The following is a 19,482-nucleotide window of genomic DNA, read 5'->3' as shown; positions in this document are numbered from 1 at the left end:
TGCGAAAGGAGCCAGCGGTATCATGAAAATGAATAAATCGCCGGAAGGCGGAGGCGTATATATAATTTCGATAGCGATAACGATAGCGATAGTTTTGTGGGGGCTCGTCTCTCCGCAGTCCTTCGGAGCGTTCGCGGGTATGCTGAACGGAGGGCTGACAAAATATTACGGCTGGGGCTACATGCTCACGATGAACATATTCGTCGTCTTCTGCATCGGCATAGCGTTCAGCCGTTTCGGCTCGGCGCGTCTCGGCCCGGAGGATTCGCGCCCGGAGTACAGCAACATGTCGTGGTTTGCGATGCTCTTCTCGGCCGGCATGGGGGTCGGCCTTGTCTTTTACGGCGCGGCTGAGCCTCTCTTTCATTTCGGCTCGCTGCCCTTCGGCGCCGCGCCCGGTTCTACCCAGGCGGCGCGCGACGCGATACGCATATCTTTCTTCCATTGGGGGCTTCATCCGTGGGCCGGCTATGCGGTGATCGCGATGCCTCTTTCCTACTACCAGTTCAGGCACAACACCCCGGGGCTGATAAGCTCTATCTTCATCCCTCTCGTCGGCGAGGAAAAGGTCGGCGGCGCGTTCGGTAAAACGGTCGACATCCTCGCGATCTTCGCAACACTGGCCGGAATCACGACGTCTCTCGGTCTCGGCACGCTTCAGCTCAACAGCGGGCTGAATGAAATTTTTTCCGTTCCGAAAAGTGCCTTCATACAGGTAGCTGTCATCGCTGCGCTCGCCGTCCTCTACACCGGCTCGGCGGCGCTCGGCATAGAGAGGGGAATCAAAAAGGTCGCGGATTTCAACCTGTGGGTCTGCCTCACGCTCATGCTCGGCCTCTTCATCGTAGGGCCGTCGCTCGCGATGATAAATTCGCTGATGACCGGGGTAGGCGATTACATCAGCGGGCTCGTGAGCGAGAGCTTCACGCTCGCGCCGTACGGCGGCGAATATCAGAAATTCCTCGACGGCTGGACTCTTTACTATTGGGCGTGGTGGATCTCGTGGGCTCCTTTCGTCGGCTCGTTCGTCGCGAGAATTTCGCGTGGACGCACGATAAGGGAATTTGTCGCCGGAGTCCTAATCGTTCCTGCGCTCGGCAGCTTCACGTGGTTCTCGATATTCGGAACGTCGGCGCTGCATCTTGAGCTCGTCAGAAAGCTCGATATCTCCGCGAGCGTCCTCAAGGACGTTTCCGTCGGAATATTTGAGATGTATAAATATTATCCGCTCGGTTACGCGATGTCCGTAGTGATGCTCGTGCTGATCGTGACTTTCTTCGTGACGTCGGCGAATTCGGGTACCTTCGTCCTCTCGATGCTCTCGGAGCACGGCGCTCTGAATCCGTCGAAGGGCAAGATGGCTGTGTGGGGGATATTGATGGCGGCGCTTGCGGTCGTCCTTCTCCTAAGCGGCGGACTGCAGAACCTTCAGACGGTCTCGCTCGCTGCGGCGGCTCCGTTCTCTGTGGTTATGGTGTGTGCCTGCGTTTCTTTCGTGAGGGCGCTGGTAAAAGAGGCTGATAAGAGATGACATGCGCGGAGGAGGCCCTGGTAAGGATGCTCGATGATATGAATCCCGTGTGCGGCGACAAGATCGAACGCGCGCTGCTGCTTTTCGACGAGGAATTCCCTTGTTGGGACGAGGAGACCTTCGCTCTCGCCGGAGAAGATTTCACGACTCTGAAGAAGCTCTGCGAGATAGGGCTGCTCGCCGAAGTGGGGCGCGGCTATGTGCTCACGGACGAGGGTGTACGCGTGCACGCCGAATGCTCCGAAAGGCTCGGGCTGCCGGCGAGACAGACCGGAGATTTCGACGCCGAAGAAGCTCTCTGGAACAACCGCCTATACCTACTGATGGATCGCGCGTTCGTCGGGCAGTTCGGGATAAAGGAGTATTCCGTGAACGAACCCCTTTCCTTCGCGCCGGAGCTGAAGAGGGAAGAGCTCTGGAAGATAGAGGACGGACGCGTGAAGTATATCTGGCGGGAGGCGCCTCTCGTCCGCTCTTTACTCGCCACCTTTCCGAGATGGGGCGTCGCCGCGAGGAAATTCGCTTCGCCCGGCAGGGAAAGCATGATCAAGTGGGTGAAGGAGGCAGGTGCGTCGATCGGCGAGCTGCGCTTCAACCTGCTGCTGAGAAGCCGCTACGACTTTGAGCTTTACCGCAAAGAGGCGCCTCTGCCCGAGGATGTCTTCCGCATGAAGGACGCCGACAGACTCTTCTTCTTCCGCGCGAAGGAGGGCCGCTACGACGAGATATACGACGCGATAGGCAGGCTGCATATCTTCATGCTCGACCAGCGCCGCGTCTATATTCCGGGCTACGCGGATATCGACGCGCACGAGCAGGAGAACTGGACGATGTTCGTCGTCGCGGCGGAGAGCGAAAGGGAGCTCGAAAGCGTTGCTGAGCGTCTTGCGCGCGACGGGAAAAACCTAATCGAGCCGGCGGTCCCGCTTTTTATAATAGGGACGAGCATGGAGCGCCTGCGCAGGCAGGAGGAGCCGGAGGATACGATCTACGACTGGTTCTGCGACAGAAGCGTGCATATAGTGAGGCCCGATGTCTGATTTTATAGTAAAATAGTGGTACCGTTGAAATAATGAGTTGACTGGAGGCGTCGCTTGCATGAGTATCTCGAAGGAAGAAATAACGTCGTTCGTGAAGGCGCAGGGAGCGGATCTCTGCGGCATCGCCGACATGAGGAACGAGAGCGGTTATATAAAAAAGACCTACGGAGATTACTTTGCAGAATTCCCCACCGCCGTCTCCTTCGCGATATTTTTCCCAAAAGAGGTCGTGCAGGAGCAGATAGGCGGCCCCACGCGCAATTACATCACGGTCTACGGCACGTTGAACCGCGAGATCGACAGGATCGCGGCCTTGACGGCCAACAGGCTCCAAAGCGCGGGCTTCCGTTCCTATCCCGTTCCTGCGTCGGACTACCGCCCGCAGCCCGGCGCTGAAAGACTGCACTGGAGGGTCGCCGAAGCAGGCGACCCATCTTCGCTCCCGAAGATGAAGCTCGACGTGATAGGGATATACAGCCACAGAATCGCGGCGGCGAAGGCCGGGCTCGGCTGGGTAGGCAAGAGCTGCAGCATCGTCAACAAACAGGTCGGCCCACGCATGAGGCTCGGGACGATTTTGACGGACGCGCCCCTGGAGGGCGACGGAGCGGTCCCGAATCTCTGCGGAAGTTGCGAGCTGTGCAAAAATGCCTGCCCTGTTGAGGCGCTGCGCGGAAGGGCCTTTGACCCGAGCGAGGAGCTTTCGGCGCGCTTCGACGCGATGAAATGCTTCAACTTCTGGGATGACATGGGCAAAGTCTACGGGCTGGGAAGCTGCGGGCTCTGCCTCGCGGCCTGCCCTTGGGGGAGATAATTTTTCCGCGCGCGCAAATTTCGCGAAACTTTGCTAAAGGTCTTTGCCGCCCTTTGGCGTTTCTTTATTTAAAGGGAGTGCGGGAGTGGCCGGGTTAAAGGAAAACAATTTTTTTGAAAAATTCTTCTTCGAGCAGACGTTCAATCCGATAGCGCTCTACAGGGTATTGCCGGATATCGCCGAGTGCGGAGCCGCCGCCCTCGTCTACGTTGATGTCAACGACGCTTATGAAAAGGTCAACAAGGTGAAGCGCGAGGAGGTGATAGGTAAAAGCTTCGCGCAGGTATGGCCCGACGCGGAGCCCTGCTGGCATCAGATAATAGAAGAATGCGTCGGCGAGAATCGCGCGGTGCACTGCGAAAGCGAGAGCTCCGTCACGGGAAAATATCTTGAGGCGATTGCCTTCCCGCTGTCGAACAACATGGCCGCGACGATATTTCTCGACAGGACCGAGCTGAAAAAATCCGAGATGGAGCTTGAGGAAAGCCAGAAGAAGCTTCTCGGCTACCGCTCTATGCTGCGCGAACTGGCGACTAAGCTGACGATAAGCGAAGAGACGACGAGACGCGAGATCGCGACCGACCTGCACGACAGCATAGGACATTCGCTGCTCTCGCTGCTGCTCGACCTGCGTAAGCTGAAAGAAAAAAATTTCGGCAGCGGCGAAGAGGCGGATAAAATTTTATCCGGCGCGATCGAATCGACGGAAAAAATGATCGCCGAAAGCCGCGAGCTGATATTCGAGCTAAGCCCGCCGATACTTCTTGAGGTCGGCATCACTCCGGCGCTCGAAGCCCTCGCCGACAAGCTGCTGACGCCCAGAGGGATAAAATGGTACGTCGCGACGCGCGGCGGCTGCGAAAAAGATTTTTCCGCCGACGACGCTGTCTGCATAATCCTCTACAGGATGTCGCGCGAGCTTCTGATAAACGTCATCAAGCACGCGCAGGCATCCGCTGTGCACATCAGCGTAAACAGAGGCCCGAACAAGATACAGGTCGTGATAGAGGACGACGGAGTCGGGATGAAGAAAAAATATACAGCGGGCGGACGCAAGTCCGGGCTTGGGCTCTTCAGCATCAGGGAACGGCTGCTGCATATCGGCGGAGACATGCGGATAGTGTCGAACAAGGACGGTACGATAGTCTCGCTGCTCGCGCCGCTCAAGATAGAAAACGAAAAAAACGGTGAGATATAAGAATGATAAGACTTTTTATTGCCGACGACCACGAGCTCTTCCGTGAGGGGCTGAAGAGCCTACTCAACGGAGAAGAGGATATCGAAATAGCCGGCACGGCCTCTGACGGCGCGGAGGCCGTCGAGGCGGTGCGGAAGATACTGCCCGACGTAGTCCTTATGGACGTCACTATGCCGAACATGAACGGCATTTCGGCCACCGGCGCGATCTGCGCCGAACACCCTGAGATATGCGTGCTCGTGCTTTCTATGCACAACGACAGGCGCTTCATCGCCGAGGCGCTGAAGGCCGGCGCGCGCGGTTATATTTTGAAGGAGAGCTCGCCGGAGACGATGCTTGAAGCCGTGCGCACGGTGAGCCGCGGCGACATTTACCTTTCGTCCAAGGCCTGCAACGTGCTTGTCGAAGATTACCTGCGGCTGCTTTTAAACGAAAGCGTCAAAAGCGATTCGCCCCTATCCGAACGTGAGATAGAGGTGCTGCGCCTGCTCGTCAAGGGACGCACCGGCAAGCAGATCGCGGACACCCTCTGCATAAGCAAAAACACTGTGGACACACACCGCCGCCGTATTATGGACAAGCTCGGCTGCAACAGCACGGCCGAGCTGACGAAATACGCGATACGCGAGGGATTTTTGGCGCTCGATTAGCGATAGTATATAATTGTTGCCGAGGAGCGTGTTTCTAAATGCCGCAGATACTTATCGGTGCGGCGGCTATCGCCGTGCTCGCAGGAATTTATATCGTAATGTCCCTCTCCCGCTTCCGCGAAAGCGCCGGGGCGATGGAACAGACCGCGCGCGAAGTGCTTTCGCGCCTTCAGAAGGCCGAGGAACGCCTCGGCGACGCGGAGCAGCGCATAGACGACGGCTTCGCGTCGATGCGCAAGGAACAGCGCGAGGCCGCGCTCGACGCGCGCAGCGAACAGTCGCGCGCGATCGAAAGCTTTGGGGACACACAGGCGAAGCGCATAAAGGAGATAGGAGACGCGCAGCGCGAGAACTTTACGGCCTTCTCTCAGCAGATCACGGGGCTCGGCGACGCCCAGGCGGCGCGCGTCAAGGAAATGGGCGACAGCCAGAGCGAGAGTCTCTCGGCATTTTCCCAGCAACTCGCGAACATCAGCAGGCTCAACGAGGAAAAGCTCGAGGCGCTTCGCTCGGTCGTCGAGCAGCGTCTGATCGAGATCAGCAAGAGCAACGAGGAAAAGCTCGAAAAGATGCGCGCCACCGTCGACGAACAGCTACATTCCACGCTTGAAAGGCGCCTCGGAGAGGCCTTCGCTACTGTATCCGAGCGCCTCGAGCTCGTGCACAAGGGACTCGGCGAGATGCGCGCGCTGACCACCGACGTAGGCGACCTGAGAAAGGTCCTCTCTAACGTCAAGGTGCGCGGCACGTGGGGGGAGATGCAGCTTCACGCGCTTCTCGCGCAGGTGCTGACGAATGAGCAGTACGCGGAGAACGTGGCGACGCGCCCCGGAAGCTCCGAAAGGGTCGAATTCGCGATAATCCTGCCCGGCTCGGAGGGCTCCGGCAGCGTCTACCTGCCGATAGACTCGAAATTCCCGATAGAGGATTACAGGCGCCTCGTTTCGGCCTCCGAAGAGGGCGACGCCGCGGCGGTCGCCGAAGCGCGCAAGGCTCTGCGCGCGCGCGTGCTCGAAGAGGCGAAGGAGATACACGCGAAATATATCGAGCCGCCTTACACGACGGACTTCGGCATTCTCTATCTGCCGATAGAGGGGCTTTACGCCGAGGTGCTGCGCATCGACGGCCTCTGCGAGCAGATGTCTCGCGACTTCCGCGTCGTCCCCGCCGGGCCGGCGACGGTCTGTGCGCTGCTGAACAGTCTGCAGATGGGTTTCCGCACGCTCGCTATAGAAAAGCGTTCGAGCGAGGTTTGGGAGCTTCTCGGCAAGGTCAAGAGCGAGTTTGAAAAATTCGGAGACATATTGGATAAGACGAGGAAAAAAATAGACGACGCGGCCAAAGAGCTCGACAAGGCCGGGACCCGCACGAAAGCCATCAAACGCGCGCTGACGGACGTCCAGCGGCTGCCGGCCGGGGAAGAGATGGCCGAAGAGGAAGAAACGCAACCGGCGGCAAAGGACTACGAATAGCGCGCGGTCTCCGATATCAGGACATCGTCCAGCCGGTGCTGGTATTTTTTGCCTGAGACAATGACGTCGGCGGGCGTATGTTATAATGATGAAAATCGGCGCCGTTGCTACTGAACGAGGTGAGAAAATGCTTTTCAGCGTGAAAAATGTCGGGCAGATCGCGGAAGCCAAAGTAAAATTCGGAGACCTCACAGTGCTTGTCGGCGCTCAGGGAAGCGGCAAGAGCATATTTTTGCAGCTTTTCAAGCTATGCAAAGATCAGGAATATATAAAAAATACTATGGCTGATTTTGGGCAAGACTGGAATCAGAATGATAACGCCGATCTCATTTCCGTATATATGGGAAGCGGCACGAAACAGCTGTGGAGAAGCGGCAGCAACGTCCGGATAACTCCCCCCGACAGGAAGTTTTCCGCGCGTATGCAGAGCGGCGGCAAAAGAGCAGCGGCGGAATCGGTGTACTATATCCCGGCCCAGAGAGCGCTGACGATGCCTTACGGCAGGCCGGAACCCTTCAGGGCTTATGACAGCGGGACTCCGTTCGCGGTAAAAAATTTCAGCGAACATCTTCGCCTTTATATCGATAAAAACGCTAAAAACAGAGAAACGCTCTTTCCTCTTTCCGGCAAACTGAAGCAGCCCGTTAAAGACGCGTTGAACGAAGCTATATTCCATGACGCGTCGGTATCGCAGATTTCCGCCGCGGGACAAAAGGAACTGCGCTTGAGGATCAGAGGTGGCGAAGAAGATTCGCCGGGTATATCGTATATGGCGTGGTCCGCCGGGCAGAGAGAATTTTTCCCGCTTTTGCTCGGCTGCTACGAACTGCTCCCGGGCGGAAAAAGTACAAAAGATGAGCGTTTCGACTGCGTTGTGATCGAAGAACCGGAGATGGGGCTTCACCCAAAGGCGATTTTTGCTGTCATGACGCTGACGGCTGACCTGCTCTCCAGGGGGTATAAAGTAATACTCTCGACCCATTCGCCGAGCGTGCTCGACATAGTCTGGGCCGTTAGGACGATAAAGGCGCAGAAAAAACTTAGTACTCCGGAGAAAACGGCGCTGCTGCAAAAACTTTTCTTTCTGCGGCAGCAGTCTTCGGGTGGAACGTATGATATGCTTGTGTCCCTGCTGGAAAAATCGTTCAGCACATATTACTTTTATTATGATAACGCTGAGAACGCTTTCGTGAAGACGAAAGACATATCGATTCTCGACCCGGGCGACGATGACGAGAAAATATCCGGTTGGGGCGGACTCTCCGGCTTCAGCGGACATGCGGCGGATGTAGTCGCGGACGCCGTGGAAAGATCGGAAAATGCCGGCAAATAAGAATCCGCTGACGCTGGCAAAAGCCGCGTCGCTTTCCCAGGACCGTTTGAACGTAAAAAACTCGCTTGACGCCCTGCCGAAAAAATACCGACCGAAGATCACGGTCGAAGACGGCTCTGTGAGCGGAAGCATTGACATCGACGGCGACCTTGCAGCCAAATATCCCAACGACAACAGATGGGATTATGTGGTAGGCCATTTACAAGGCGCGTCGGAGAAAGTTTATTTTATAGAAATACATTCGGCGACGTCCAAAGAAGTAAGCAGGATTATCGCAAAGGCCAAGTTCTTAAAGGAATGGGCCGTGTCCCGCGCGACTGAACTATGGGAGATGAAGGGGCCCGACGGCAAACTGTACTGGCTTGCTTCGGATAAAATGAACATTCCAAAGACATCAAGAGAATATCGCTTATTGAGCCAGCACCCATCGCTGCGGCTCATGAAAAGTTTACCGTTGAAGTAACCGCGGCGACGGCGGCTCCATTTTCGCTAAAAGCGCGGGCGCGTAAAAGCTTGCCGCCCTTCTGCGCACCCGCGGAATTTTCTACGGCTTCATGTACCTTCCTATAAAGAGTATCGCGCCGCTGTTGTTTTCCGTAATCAGATAGACGAACGGATGGTCCGCGCGAAAAGTCACGACGTCCGCCGGACGCTCTGCAAGCGACGTGCGCTTCATTATTATCGCGGTCGCGGCCGCCGCCTCCGTCCCCTCCTCGGCGACGTCTATGAAGGTCTTGTGCAGCGCCTTGTCGATGTGGACGCCGCCGGTCCCCGTGACGGCGGAGAAGTCGGCCGAAGGTGAAAATGCCGACGATATGCCCAGCCTCGACAGCATCGAGGTGAGCTCGTAGCTGCTTTCCTGCTTGAATTTCGGCATGAATATCTCTACCGCGCGCGGCGCCATTTTTTCGCGCCATTTCGTGAGCTGTTCCGCGCTCAGCATCTCTTCCGCCGCGTCGAAGCCGTTTCTTTTGTCGGGCAGGATCACGAACATCGAAAAGCGCCTGCCCTTGTAAGGCATCTCGATGATTTCGCATTCCGGCAGCTTGGCGTAGTTTAGCGCCTCTCCGCGCCGGCGCATGGTGACCACATTGACGGAATGTTCCCCGTCGGGCCAGAAGGGGCGCGGCAATGTGTCCTCCGGCTGGAACTCCTCAAGCCACGACGATTTGAAATATACCGCGTTCGTCAGCGTGAGCAGCGTCTCCCTCGTGAACGCGCCGGCTGGGACGAGGTCTTTTATCTTCTGCTTCGTCATCTTTTCGACCCATTTGTTCACGCGCCTGCGCGAGCCCTCCGGCGCTCCGGCGTAGTCGAGCGGTGTGAGCTCCGCGCCGTAATATTCGCGGACCGTATGAGCGAAATCCGGTAGAATCTTTTCGTTCTTCGCCGGCCACAGCGCGTTGGCGCAGCTCACTTGAGCGACGTCCTGCGGCACGTTGTTTATCTCGCTTATCAGCGCGCCCATGCTTTTATGTATCTCCGGCGAGAAGAAGAGGGCCTCCTCCATTTCACGCTCCGTCGCTCCGCGCGCGCCCGCGTAGGTCATTGCTAGAGCCGTCGACACGCTGTAGGGCGAAATGAAGAAACTGTTATTCCCGCCCGACAGCGCGGCCTGCCTATAGAGGCCGAAGGTGAACTTGTTCACGGAGCGTGCGGCCTCCGATGAAAGTGTCCGCGCTTCGTGCGCGGCGCCGTTCGTCTCCATCGCCGTGAGCCCAGCGTTAAGCGCGGCGATTTCGATATCGTTGCGTATAACCTCGTACTGATAGCCGGCGAGCTTGAAGTGATCGCGGTACGCGCTGGTGAGCTGGCGCATCGCGGAGAGCTCGGCGTCGCCGAGCTTCGAAGGGTCGTTTTCCGCGCGCTTCAGCGCCATTACGACGAGCGAGCAGACCTGCTCCGGCGTGAAGGCGCTCTTTCCCGGCACGATCTCTTCGTTTATCAGTCCGGCAGCGTGCAGGCTTGAAAGCGAGTGATAGGTCCAGTGAAAGGGCGGTATCAGCGCCGCGGTCTCGGCAAACGCGGTGGCGCATATCGAAAGAAACAGCGCAGCCGCAAGGGCGGTTAATTTTTTCATCGTGCATTACCTCCAGCAAATCATATTTGCCTGAAGCTAAATTATAGACCATAATCGAAAAGAGCGCGAACGTGCGGCTTAAAAGCGCGCTGAAAAGAGCGGCGTAGTGATAGAATTGAAATGTTTAAACGTATCGAACGGAGCGTGATTCTCATGGGCGGGCTTTCCGTCGACGAAAGTAAATGCACGAAGTGCGGATTATGCGCAAAGGTGTGTCCTGCGGACGCCATCGAGCCGGATGACTTCGGCTTCCCGCAGATATCCGAGAGGCGCAGGGAGCGCTGTATAGAGTGCGGGCAGTGCGTCGTCTTCTGCCCGGCCGGCGCGGATATGCTCTCCTTCATGGACGCTGAAAAAGTCGTCAGCGCAGCCGACATCGAAACGCCGTCGCCGGATGCGGCGCTGAATTTTTTAAAGACGCGGCGCAGCGTCAGGAGATTCAAAGACGAGCCCCTGCCGCGCGGGATATTCGATAAAATTTTCGACGCGGTGAGCCAGGCCCCGAGCGCCGTCAACCTTCAGCCCGTCCGCTGGATCGTGACGGAAACGCCGGAAAAGACTAAAGAAGTGGCGAATCTGATCCTCTGCTGGTTCAGAGAGCTGATTTTCAAAAATCCGACGTCACGCGCGGCGCTTCTCGGCGCCGCGATGATCGCGAAAGCGAAGTCCGGGGAGGACGGGCTTCTGCGCGGCGCGCCGCACGTCGCAGCCGCGGTCGTGCCGAAGGAGCACCGCTGGCCTGAGGACGGAACGATCGCGCTGACCTACCTCGAGCTCGCCGCTCACGCGCTCGGAGTAGGCTGCTGCTGGGGAGGCTACTTTACGACGGCGGCGAGGAATTTCGCGCCGCTGCGCGACTTCCTCGGCATAAAAGAGGAGGAATATATATGCGGCGCGCAGATGATGGGGCTTCCGCAGCTGCGCCCCGTCAGACAGTATCCGGCGCGCAGGAAAGCCGAAATAAATTGGCTTTAGAGGGGTTTTCGCTTACGATAGGCGTCTTTGCCCGCGTCGATGCCGGCAAAACGACGCTTACCGAGCGGATGTTCCGCTGCGGCGTTTCGTCCCTCGACCGCGCGAAATATATGCTTTATAAACGGAGGCTCTTAGAGCGTAGGGAGAAAATAAAAAATGGAAGATAATTACGCGCTTGCGGCAAAGATAAGGGTGCGCTACAGCGAGACCGACAAGATGGGAATCGTCTACAACGCGAACTACCTAGACTGGTTCGAGGTGACGCGCACCGAGCTCTGCCGCGGATGGGGAAAAGACTATAAAGAGTGGGAGGCCGAAGGGCTCATGCTGCCGGTCGTCGAGGCTTACTGCCGCTACAAGAACTCCGCGCGCTACGACGACATCGTCGAGCTGTGGGGGCGCGTCGCCGATCTGAAGGTCTACAGCATAAAGTTCGAATACAGGATCGCGCGCGAGTCCGACGGCAAGCTGCTGGCGACGGGTTGGACGCGGCACGGCTGCACCGACGCGGAAGGAAGGCTTTACAGGGTAGAACATCCGTTCTATAAATGGCTCCTCTCGGTGATCGACGATGAAAGGGAGCCGCAAACTTAAACGCGAAGCTTTTACTCTCATCGAAATACTGTGCGTGCTCGTCATCGTAGCAATCGCGGCGACGACGCTTGCTTTGACGGCGCAGGATTCGGACGCGCGCGAGCGGCGCCTGATCCGCAACGAGGCGCGCGATTTCTGCGCGTGGATAAAGTACAGGATGGCTAAGGCGGCCCGCGAGGGCGAGGATTTTAAATTTCTTCTCACCGACGGCGCGGAGGGCTATGCGATAAGGGCGATATGGCTCGCCGGCGGCAGGCTGAAGAACGAAACTTATTCCTTCAGCGACGCGGCGCTCGCTTACGAAGGCGCGAGGGAATTATATTTTTCGTCGCGATGGTTTACTTTGACCCCGGCCGCCACTTTTATAGTAAAATCAAAGAGGAAGAGGGATATAAGATTTTTCGTTACCGTTTCCGCGGCAGGTTATGCGCGCGTGAAAGATAAACCGTAGGAGACAGCTTGTCATGGAAAATAAATCGTGGCAGAGGGAAATAGATTTTCACTGTACTTTCGGGGTATGGCCGTTCAAAAAGAGCCTCGACATAACGCCCGCCGGCTTTCTGTACTGCGGCGAGCTCTTCCCGCTGAAGACGATCACGCGCCTCCGCTGGGGGGTCGATCAGAAGCGAGGCGGCCCTTTCCCGAAATATTCGTACTATGCCGCCTTCGGCACCGAGACTCGTGAATTCGTGATAAAGACGAGGCAGAAGGATTTTTACGAGCACCTGACCCAGCGCTTCTGGGCCGCGGCGGGAAAGAGGATGCTTGCGGAAATGTTCGCGGGCTTGCGCAAGGGGCGGAGCTACGGCTTCGGGGATTTTTCCGTCAGCGACGGCGGCATAACGATCACGCGCAGAGGGCTCTTCAAGAGCTCCGAGCAGGAGAAGTACCGCTGGAGCGATCTAAAGTGGGGGATAGTTAACGGCAATCTCGTCTTTACCTCCGCCGAAGCCGAAGAAAAGCTTCTGACAAGCGCCTCCTTCCTCTGGACCGACAACGCCCACATCTTAAGCGTGGCTCTTGCTCTGCTGCAAAAGAGCGGACAGAGGGAGAGCCTGGCCCGAGCGGCCGGAGATTCCTCCCAAAAATAGATTCTTTAAAAACAGCAAAGAGAGCCGTTGACGCTCAGCTCTCTTTCTGTCACAATCCTCTGTCCTTTCCGGAAGGTTACAGTGTGAACTTGCTGTACTCGTCGCGCATACCTTTTACGGCTGCCGCAAGCGCCGGCGGGTCGAGGACCATTTCCATCATGGAAATCTGCTCTTCCCACTGTGCTGGGTCACACTCTTCGCGGATGGCTTCATCAAAAACGTGGTAAACGGGAAGTCCCAACGGGACTCCTGCAAGTGGACCTGCAAACGTCGGATCGCCGTTAGTAACTGTTTCGGCGTAGATCTCCGCGCCTTCGGCGTCGGAAGAACCAAGCACCACTACGCAGTTCTCGGCTCCGTACTTCTCAGCGGCGTCTTTGATGCGCTGCTGATTCTGCAAGTCCATTGCTCCTGCTGCTGTTCAGACAAAGCATTCCGTTGCGGAGAAAACTATCTCAGCTCCGGAATCTTTGAGGCACGCCTCCATCGCGGGCCCCGGCACGCCGTCTCTTTCACCAAGCAGGAGAAGTTTCTTACCATTTAATTTGCCCATGGACAAGATACCTCCTAATTGTGATTTATGCTCAATCGGGTTTCCCCGACCGCAGCCCTGCTTATTGCTTACCCTGAGCGAGCTTCTCTATCTCCGCTCTGATCGATTCTACCGTGCACTCATCCTTTGAAAGGCGCTTCACCTCTACTCCGTCCTTCCAGAAGAGGAAGGTCGGCAGTCCCATTACGCGGAAGCCCATCGCGACCCTTTTATTTGAAGAGCAGTCGACGGAGGTGAACTTAACCTTGCCCTCGAACTCCTTTTCCATCTCATGATAGTGCGGCATAAGCCCCATGCAAGGCACGCACTGTGGCCCCCAGAAATCGACTACTACGGGCAGATTCTTTTCCTCGCGAACTTCGGCGTCGCAATTCTCTTTTGTAAGCGCTATCATTATATCTCCTCCTGTGATTTATATAATTTTTCACTTGTATAGCAAAGCCGGCGAAGCAGCAGATGCTGTCAAATGTTTTTTCCCTCTTCGACGAGAGCTGCGTCGCGCAGCGTCCTAATAAGCATCTCTCTGTCTATGACGCCGAAATCCTTAGACGGGCGAGGCGGTTTTCTGTCTTTCCGCTCAAAATTATAGCGCGTCCTTGCCTTTTCGATCTCCAAAATCCCGTCTCGGTCATACAGGCGGTCGTTCTTTTCCAGCACCAGCGAGCGATAGGGGCCGCGCATTATAGGAACGTTCGGCGGCAGAGGGGCGGATACCAACTTCCAGCCCTGCTGGAGCAGTTCTTCCGCCTTGTCCAGCACGTCTATCGGCGTGCCCTCGGCAAAGACGATATCCTGCGGCAGAGAGGCGTCGCCCTTTATCCATTCGTTGTTTGTAACAATACGGTATTTGCTTCCTTCCATATCATCACCTCTGCCGCCTTTTGTATGATATGCTATTCTACAGCAAAAAGCAAAGCAAATATTTGTGCAGAGCACTAAAAATGTCTCAAAAGAGGTATTTTAGACAATATTTTACAAAAAAGAAGCAGGCTAAATAGAAAACGGCGGAGGGAACTCTCCGTCCGCCGCTGACTGCGTTAATTCTTCTCGAAAATGGTCTGTTCGGTTATCGGAGTCGTCATGGCCTTGAAAGCGCGCATGACTACCTCTCTGCGCGCGGCTTTGTCGACTTCTTCTCCCAGCTCCGGCTTTCCTACGGGATGAGGGATCGCAATGCCGGGGACTATTCTGTTCGCTCCAACCGTGAGCATGATGGGAACTATTGTCGCTATCTGAACTACCGGGATGCCCGCCGTGTTTTCTATTTCTCTTGTCATCGATGCACCGCACCGAGTGCAAGTTCCTCAGGTGGAGGTGAGTATCACGGCGTCAACATTTGCTTCCTTTAGTTTTTTGCCGATCTCCTGACCGAACTTCTCCGCGAAGGCGACTGCAGTTCCTGTGCCGGTCGTTGCGTAGAACTTGTCGTGCAGCTTGCCGAATACGCCCTCTTTTTCGAATTCGCGCATGATGTCGAGAGGGACTACTACGTCCGGGTCGAGATTAGCCCACTGACGGTCGTAGCCGCCGTGGATCGATTCGTAATTTTCAGGAGTCAGGTCCGTCAGCGCGGAGATGTCGTATTCGCCGAAGCTTTCAGCGGACGAGACGCGTATCTTGTCGGGGTTGCCCTCCGGCACGATGCCGCCCGAAGTTACGAGCGCTATCGTCGCGTGCTTCAGGTCTTTGACCGGCGCTGCCGGCGGAATCTTTTTGAAGGTCGGCATCTCGTATTCCGTCTGGAACTCTTCGCCGCGGAGCTTTTTCAGCAGCATATCGACCGCACGCTCGGCGCCGCTCTTCTCGTGGAAGAAAGATTTACGGATTCCGCGCGGAATATAACCCTCGACGCGGGCCGGCCCCATCTCTTCTTTCTTTGCGAGCTTGAGCCCGAGCTTTGCCATCACGGGGAGCGCCTTGCCCATGCCTCGGGCGGAGTCGGCGCAGGGCACTATGTAAGTCTTCTTCGAATAGAGCTCGACGCCGGGGTTCTCCGGGTACATCGCCGTTACCGTCGGGATCCCCAGCTCTGCGGCTACCGCGGCCGAAATGTCGCCGCAGGCGAAGCCGTAGCGTCCCGCGTTGAAAGCCGGGCCGGCTATGAAGAGGTCGGGCTTCTGCTCCTTGATCATTTCCAGGCATTCCGCACGCGCTTCGTCGGTGTGCTCGCCGTAGAAACCGTCGCCGCAGATCACGGTGGCGACTATTTCGGCTTCGGCTCCGAGAGCGCCTTTAAGGCCGAGTCCAGGGCCTGCCGCGCCGCTGCGCGCCTCGGGCTGATGGTCGGCTTTTTCTTCTCCGCCTATGCCGGCGTAGAACTGGTTGATATAGTGGACAACTTTGATCGTCATTGTCATTACCTCCCTATATCCATTCGCAGCCGAGCTTGTTGAAGCCTATCTCGGCAGTCGAGGCTATGATGGACTGGAGTTCGACGTACATCGAGCCGTCGGGGCGCAGGCTTTCCGCCGCGCCGCCGGAGAGCACGGCGATCGATTCCGGGTATCCGATGACCTTGTCCATTGCCGGGACTTCGATCATTTCGTTGACGTTGCCTGTCGAAATGAAGCCCGTGAGCTCAGGCGTAGCGTCCGCGAGGCTCTGGCTTGCGCCGTCCGTACCGGCCGATTCGTCGGAGACGAGGACGGCCTTGATTCCGGCGTTTTCGAAGTTCTTCGCGTTGAGGCAGAGGTCGGTGTCGGGGTTGCCGTATCCTTCTTCGGATACGATGACGCCGTCGGCGCCTAACTGCTGCGCTATCGAGAGGTTCATCTGCGACGCGCGGATCTTTCCGGCAAGCACGGTGCTCTCTTGAGTGGGAATCACGCCGAGGAAGTTGATGTCCTTGCCGTGGTGTGCGTAGAGGGTCTGAACTATCGGGTTATGGCAGTGGTGCCAAGTCGTGTTCTTGTCGCAGGCGGAGACGCAGTTGCCGGAGACCATCGCGCCGTCGAGGACTTCGTTCGGGTGAATAAGAGTCGGCATCGACGGGCGCAGGTCGCACGCGTACAGATAAGTGTCGTGCAACAGCCCCTGCGTGATGTTCATGCAGACGTAAACGACCTTCGGGAGGTCGGGATACTTCTTGCTTTCTTCAAACGTGTCTCCCTTTTCAAATACCGCGACCTCGTCGGCCTTCGCGCCATGTTCGTCCGCGCAGCGCGCGAGATACACCGCGAGCTTCAGCCCGGCTTCGCGCAGCGACGTCTCGTAAAGGTGCTTCTCCAGGTCGGCTACCGGTTCCACCGAAAGCACGATGTTGTAAGTGGCGGAGAATGGCGTGTACGGGGCGGCCGGGCCGCTCATATCGATGAAGCCCTCCTGGAACGCGACGATCGGACCGCAGGTGACGACGGCCGCGCCGTCAAGGACGAGCGTCCGCCCTTCCCCGGCCTTTCCCATAGGGGCGGCGAAGCCTGGGAAATAATTCCCCTTTCCCATCTTTACGCGCGGTTCCACCGCGTCCTTTACCGGAATAATGCGCGTTTTCTCTCCCGGACGTGCAAAGTCGACGCTTACCTTTGTGAAATTCCTGTCCTCTGCGATGAGAGCCTCCGCTTCGGCCTTATTCACATAAAGCACGCCGTCTTTCACACGAGTTTCGTCCGCAAATTCCAGCCCTTTGATGTGGACCTTGTGCAACTCCAAACGCATTTTGCATTCCTCCTTCAGATTGCTGTTTTTGCTTAAACAAACGCAGCGTCATTCGAATAACTTTTTTATCTGATCGCCTTTTCATTCATAATTTTAAACAGGGGACTTTGAAAAAACATTATCCAAAAGAACATAATTATGATATATTATATGCGCTAAACTATGCTTGTGAATAAAAACTGAGGTGATTCGAATGTTCAAGAAAATGGCGCAGAACATAGCGGAAAGCACCTGCGAGGTAATAGGACACAACGTGCTGGTCACCGATGAAAACGCCGTCATAATCGGCTGCAGCGTAAAGAAAAGGATAGGTACGTTTCACGAGCCCTCGCTTAAGGTCATGAGAGAGAACAAGACCTTCATCACTCAAAGCGACGAGGCTAAAAAAGTCGGCGTCTATCCCGGCGTGACCCTTCCCATACACTTTTTCGACAAGGTCATAGGCTCCGTCTCGATAACGGGCAGCCCGGAGGAGGTAGAGCGCTACGGCCTGCTCGTGCAGAAACAGGCGGAGATAATGCTGCGCGAACAGGCCTTCCTTGAGTCGAACCTCGTACGCGAACGCGCGCTGCGCGACCTTTTCGAAAACATCGCCTCCTACGACGGCTCGCAGGGGATGGGGGACCTGATAAATCTGCAGGCGCGCGAACTCGGCGTGACCCTTTCGCGCTGCCGCATGGCCGTCGTGCTTGAGATGAAAGGCTGGAAAGACGAATCAAGCGAGAACGCCTACCAGATAATGGTGCGGGAACTGCGCTCGGCGTTCTCCCATCCGCGCAATGTGATATGCCCGCAGCGCAACAGGCGCGTGACGGTCTTCGTCACGCCGAACAGGCAGGGCTCGAACGAAGAAATAACTCAGAACGTGGAGGAGACCGCGAAAAAGTTCATCGAAGTGCTGAAAAACAAAGGGATAACCGCCGACATAGCCGTCGGATTTCCGGCAAGCGACCTCAACAGCCTTGCGATGTCGCTGCGCTCCGCAAGAGACGCGATGCGCCTCGCCGGACAGCTCGGCCTCAGCGGAGTGTTTTCGGCGAGGAACCTTACCGGTGAAGCGCTGCTCGACCTCCTGCCGGTAGGCAAGCGCGAAGAGTTTGCGGAGAGGACTCTAGCTGCGCTTACCGCGCGCAACGACTACGAGGAGATGCGCGACACGTTCCTCGGTTGGTGCGAGTCCCCGTTCGCGAGCGGCGAAGTCGCGGAGAAGCTCGCGATGCACAGGAACAGCCTGCAGTACCGTTTAAAGAAAATACGCGCGCTGACCGGTAAAAATCCGTGGAACTTCAAAGACGCGTTCGAACTGTGGGCCGCTTTTGTGCTGAAGAACATAAGCAGCGAAGGGAAAACAAAAGTCAAGGCCTTCTGAGGACGGCGCGCGACGGCGGCGGAAATGTTTGCGATGTTAAGGACGAAGCGGCGCAAAATAGGATAACGAATATAAAAAAACGGATATCAAAAGCAGGGAAATTTATCTAAAAGCAAAAATCCTGAGGCTCTGGGGGCGGCGTCGGGTTCTAAAAAGGTCGGAGTTAGTTTTGCAATCAGCCAAAAAGTTCAAAAATTTTTGGGGTGTCAATAACCAGAGAAAATGTCACCCTAATTGTTCTGAGAAAATGTCACTCCCTCCCTGTTTGTGTGTTATTATATATAGCAGGTTTGATTTTAAATCCACCCCGCCAGGGGTGGTCCGAAGCAGGCTTGTGTGGTGACACAGCGCCTGCTTTCTTTTTCACGCCTACATCGATCGCTTTTTGCGCCCTAAACACCTTCTTCATTAGGACTGGCATGCCGTTTTGTATGACGTAAACGGCCCCGTCAAAGGTTTCCCTGACTTCCAGTATTCTTCCACGAACAAATACGGGGCTCTTTTCATCCTCTGGAGTATATATCTCCCCTTTGTATGATATGGTATTCCCCCCGCCGGCCCTTCTCGTGTCCCTTATGGAGAAAACAAGTCCGAGATCGATGCTTCTGTCAAAAGGCATGCAGGCGCTACCGTCCTCATGCGGCAGCACTGCAAACCTGCGGTTATAGTCGCTGATAAAACCTTCCGCTATCATCTTATTAGCGTCAGCGATGTTTGTGATGGATGAAAACCTCAATTCGGCGATGAGCCTGTCCTGAAATGTATTCCAGAGCCTTTCTATACGTCCCTTGGCCTGAGGGCTGTGCGCCGTTATCTGCTTTATACCAAGCTCATACAGCGCCTTGCCAAAGTTTGACAGCGGCAGCTCCGTTCCGCTCAAAATCTCATCGTCGGTCAACTCCTTGGGCGAACGGAATATAGTATGGCGGTCGCTGTATATGGACAGAGGCAATCCATATGCAAGCATCCCTTGTTCCAGCGCCGCGGCATAGCCGCGCATACATTCAGTTTCAGTAAAGAACGCCCCTGTAACGACCCCTGTCGCATCGTCTATATATGCGTGCAAAGTTGCATATCCGTGTTCTTCACCAAACCACTTGTGTCTGCTTGCATCGGTCTGCCACATAA

At 56.2% G+C, this 19,482-nt stretch carries 20 protein-coding genes; 13 read left to right on the top strand and 7 right to left on the bottom strand.

The window, feature by feature from the left end; genetic code table 11:
- The first annotated feature begins 28 nt into the window (after positions 1-28).
- The 8 genes from EH55_RS04750 (at position 29) to EH55_RS04710 (ending at position 8,501) form a co-directional block, all read left to right on the top strand.
- Positions 29-1,531, top strand: a complete 1,503-nt coding sequence (locus EH55_RS04750) for a BCCT family transporter (protein ID WP_037975417.1) — start codon at positions 29-31, stop codon at positions 1,529-1,531.
- Positions 1,528-2,571: a hypothetical protein gene (locus tag EH55_RS13390; RefSeq protein WP_051682653.1), complete on the top strand. Its 1,044-nt coding sequence runs from the start codon at positions 1,528-1,530 to the stop codon at positions 2,569-2,571. Before EH55_RS04750 ends, EH55_RS13390 begins: the two co-directional genes overlap by 4 nt.
- Positions 2,572-2,629: 58 nt before the next feature.
- Complete coding sequence (locus tag EH55_RS04735; protein ID WP_037975272.1) at positions 2,630-3,385, top strand: 4Fe-4S double cluster binding domain-containing protein; 756 nt, start codon at positions 2,630-2,632, stop codon at positions 3,383-3,385.
- 85 nt (positions 3,386-3,470) lie between these two features.
- A complete protein-coding gene (locus tag EH55_RS04730; RefSeq protein ID WP_037975270.1) occupies positions 3,471-4,583 on the top strand; it encodes a sensor histidine kinase in 1,113 nt (370 codons plus the stop codon).
- A gap of 2 nt (positions 4,584-4,585) precedes the next feature.
- Complete coding sequence (locus EH55_RS04725) at positions 4,586-5,233, top strand: response regulator transcription factor (protein WP_037975268.1); 648 nt, start codon at positions 4,586-4,588, stop codon at positions 5,231-5,233.
- A 38-nt stretch (positions 5,234-5,271) separates the two neighbouring features.
- Positions 5,272-6,705, top strand: a complete 1,434-nt coding sequence (rmuC, locus tag EH55_RS04720) for a DNA recombination protein RmuC (protein WP_037975266.1) — start codon at positions 5,272-5,274, stop codon at positions 6,703-6,705.
- Positions 6,706-6,790: 85 nt separating this feature from the next.
- Positions 6,791-8,038, top strand: coding sequence for an AAA family ATPase (locus EH55_RS04715; RefSeq protein ID WP_081839438.1), 1,248 nt, complete (start codon positions 6,791-6,793; stop codon positions 8,036-8,038).
- A complete protein-coding gene (locus EH55_RS04710) occupies positions 8,025-8,501 on the top strand; it encodes a hypothetical protein (RefSeq protein WP_037975262.1) in 477 nt (158 codons plus the stop codon). Before EH55_RS04715 ends, EH55_RS04710 begins: the two co-directional genes overlap by 14 nt.
- A gap of 81 nt (positions 8,502-8,582) precedes the next feature.
- On the opposite strand, the gene EH55_RS04705 is transcribed toward EH55_RS04710, so the two are convergent.
- The gene (locus EH55_RS04705; protein WP_051682652.1) at positions 8,583-10,118 is read right to left on the bottom strand and encodes a serpin family protein; all 1,536 of its coding nucleotides are present in this window, start codon (positions 10,116-10,118) and stop codon (positions 8,583-8,585) included.
- 120 nt (positions 10,119-10,238) lie between these two features.
- Between EH55_RS04705 and EH55_RS04700 the strand changes: the two genes are divergently transcribed.
- The 4 genes from EH55_RS04700 to EH55_RS04685 all read left to right on the top strand — a co-directional run bounded on the left by EH55_RS04700 (position 10,239) and on the right by EH55_RS04685 (position 12,778).
- The gene (locus EH55_RS04700) at positions 10,239-11,093 is read left to right on the top strand and encodes a nitroreductase family protein (RefSeq protein ID WP_081839437.1); all 855 of its coding nucleotides are present in this window, start codon (positions 10,239-10,241) and stop codon (positions 11,091-11,093) included.
- Between the two features lie 156 nt (positions 11,094-11,249).
- Entirely contained in the window at positions 11,250-11,687 is a 438-nt protein-coding gene (locus EH55_RS04695; RefSeq protein ID WP_037975258.1) for an acyl-CoA thioesterase, read from the top strand.
- Entirely contained in the window at positions 11,665-12,138 is a 474-nt protein-coding gene (locus EH55_RS04690) for a type II secretion system protein (RefSeq protein WP_037975256.1), read from the top strand. The genes EH55_RS04695 and EH55_RS04690 overlap by 23 nt, the downstream gene beginning before the upstream one ends.
- A 13-nt stretch (positions 12,139-12,151) precedes the next feature.
- Entirely contained in the window at positions 12,152-12,778 is a 627-nt protein-coding gene (locus EH55_RS04685) for a hypothetical protein (RefSeq protein ID WP_037975254.1), read from the top strand.
- Between the two features lie 76 nt (positions 12,779-12,854).
- Here EH55_RS04685 and grdA read toward each other — a convergent pair whose 3' ends face one another.
- The 5 genes from grdA to EH55_RS04650 form a co-directional block, all read right to left on the bottom strand.
- Positions 12,855-13,331 (bottom strand): glycine/sarcosine/betaine reductase complex selenoprotein A, encoded by a 477-nt coding sequence (grdA, locus tag EH55_RS04680; RefSeq protein WP_081839436.1) that lies wholly within the window; start codon positions 13,329-13,331, stop codon positions 12,855-12,857.
- A 61-nt stretch (positions 13,332-13,392) separates the two neighbouring features.
- Positions 13,393-13,725 carry a thioredoxin family protein gene (locus EH55_RS04670; RefSeq protein ID WP_037975249.1) on the bottom strand — a complete coding sequence of 111 codons (333 nt, stop codon included), beginning with the start codon at positions 13,723-13,725 and terminating at the stop codon, positions 13,393-13,395.
- Positions 13,726-13,793: 68 nt separating this feature from the next.
- Positions 13,794-14,192, bottom strand: a complete 399-nt coding sequence (locus tag EH55_RS13385; protein WP_051682651.1) for a GrdX family protein — start codon at positions 14,190-14,192, stop codon at positions 13,794-13,796.
- Positions 14,193-14,368: 176 nt separating this feature from the next.
- Complete coding sequence (locus tag EH55_RS04655; RefSeq protein WP_081839435.1) at positions 14,369-15,682, bottom strand: glycine/betaine/sarcosine/D-proline family reductase selenoprotein B; 1,314 nt, start codon at positions 15,680-15,682, stop codon at positions 14,369-14,371.
- A 13-nt stretch (positions 15,683-15,695) separates the two neighbouring features.
- Positions 15,696-16,985 carry a glycine/sarcosine/betaine reductase component B subunit gene (locus tag EH55_RS04650; protein WP_037975240.1) on the bottom strand — a complete coding sequence of 430 codons (1,290 nt, stop codon included), beginning with the start codon at positions 16,983-16,985 and terminating at the stop codon, positions 15,696-15,698.
- A gap of 193 nt (positions 16,986-17,178) precedes the next feature.
- Between EH55_RS04650 and EH55_RS04645 the strand changes: the two genes are divergently transcribed.
- Positions 17,179-18,354, top strand: coding sequence for a CdaR family transcriptional regulator (locus tag EH55_RS04645; protein WP_037975239.1), 1,176 nt, complete (start codon positions 17,179-17,181; stop codon positions 18,352-18,354).
- 250 nt (positions 18,355-18,604) lie between these two features.
- Here EH55_RS04645 and EH55_RS04640 read toward each other — a convergent pair.
- Positions 18,605-19,482, bottom strand: an 878-nt coding sequence (locus EH55_RS04640) for an ISNCY family transposase (protein ID WP_037975237.1), incomplete at its 5' end; no start/stop codon positions are given.

It is taken from the genome of Synergistes jonesii, from assembly GCF_000712295.1.
Classification (GTDB): domain Bacteria; phylum Synergistota; class Synergistia; order Synergistales; family Synergistaceae; genus Synergistes; species Synergistes jonesii.
Note: the sequence above shows the minus strand (reverse complement) of the source record. Positions and strands in the feature narration are given on the sequence as shown.

Coding starts and splice junctions, on each gene's coding strand:
- rmuC (WP_037975266.1), top strand. CDS start 5,272: ATGCCGCAGATACTTATCGGTGCGGCGGCTATCGCCGTGCTCGCAGGA.
- EH55_RS04645 (WP_037975239.1), top strand. CDS start 17,179: ATGTTCAAGAAAATGGCGCAGAACATAGCGGAAAGCACCTGCGAGGTA.
- EH55_RS04700 (WP_081839437.1), top strand. CDS start 10,239: ATGTTTAAACGTATCGAACGGAGCGTGATTCTCATGGGCGGGCTTTCC.
- EH55_RS04650 (WP_037975240.1), bottom strand. CDS start 16,985: ATGCGTTTGGAGTTGCACAAGGTCCACATCAAAGGGCTGGAATTTGCG.
- EH55_RS04715 (WP_081839438.1), top strand. CDS start 6,791: ATGATGAAAATCGGCGCCGTTGCTACTGAACGAGGTGAGAAAATGCTT.
- EH55_RS04735 (WP_037975272.1), top strand. CDS start 2,630: ATGAGTATCTCGAAGGAAGAAATAACGTCGTTCGTGAAGGCGCAGGGA.
- EH55_RS04690 (WP_037975256.1), top strand. CDS start 11,665: ATGAAAGGGAGCCGCAAACTTAAACGCGAAGCTTTTACTCTCATCGAA.
- EH55_RS13390 (WP_051682653.1), top strand. CDS start 1,528: ATGACATGCGCGGAGGAGGCCCTGGTAAGGATGCTCGATGATATGAAT.
- EH55_RS13385 (WP_051682651.1), bottom strand. CDS start 14,192: ATGGAAGGAAGCAAATACCGTATTGTTACAAACAACGAATGGATAAAG.
- EH55_RS04725 (WP_037975268.1), top strand. CDS start 4,586: ATGATAAGACTTTTTATTGCCGACGACCACGAGCTCTTCCGTGAGGGG.
- EH55_RS04670 (WP_037975249.1), bottom strand. CDS start 13,725: ATGATAGCGCTTACAAAAGAGAATTGCGACGCCGAAGTTCGCGAGGAA.
- EH55_RS04695 (WP_037975258.1), top strand. CDS start 11,250: ATGGAAGATAATTACGCGCTTGCGGCAAAGATAAGGGTGCGCTACAGC.
- EH55_RS04685 (WP_037975254.1), top strand. CDS start 12,152: ATGGAAAATAAATCGTGGCAGAGGGAAATAGATTTTCACTGTACTTTC.
- EH55_RS04710 (WP_037975262.1), top strand. CDS start 8,025: ATGCCGGCAAATAAGAATCCGCTGACGCTGGCAAAAGCCGCGTCGCTT.
- EH55_RS04705 (WP_051682652.1), bottom strand. CDS start 10,118: ATGAAAAAATTAACCGCCCTTGCGGCTGCGCTGTTTCTTTCGATATGC.
- EH55_RS04750 (WP_037975417.1), top strand. CDS start 29: ATGAATAAATCGCCGGAAGGCGGAGGCGTATATATAATTTCGATAGCG.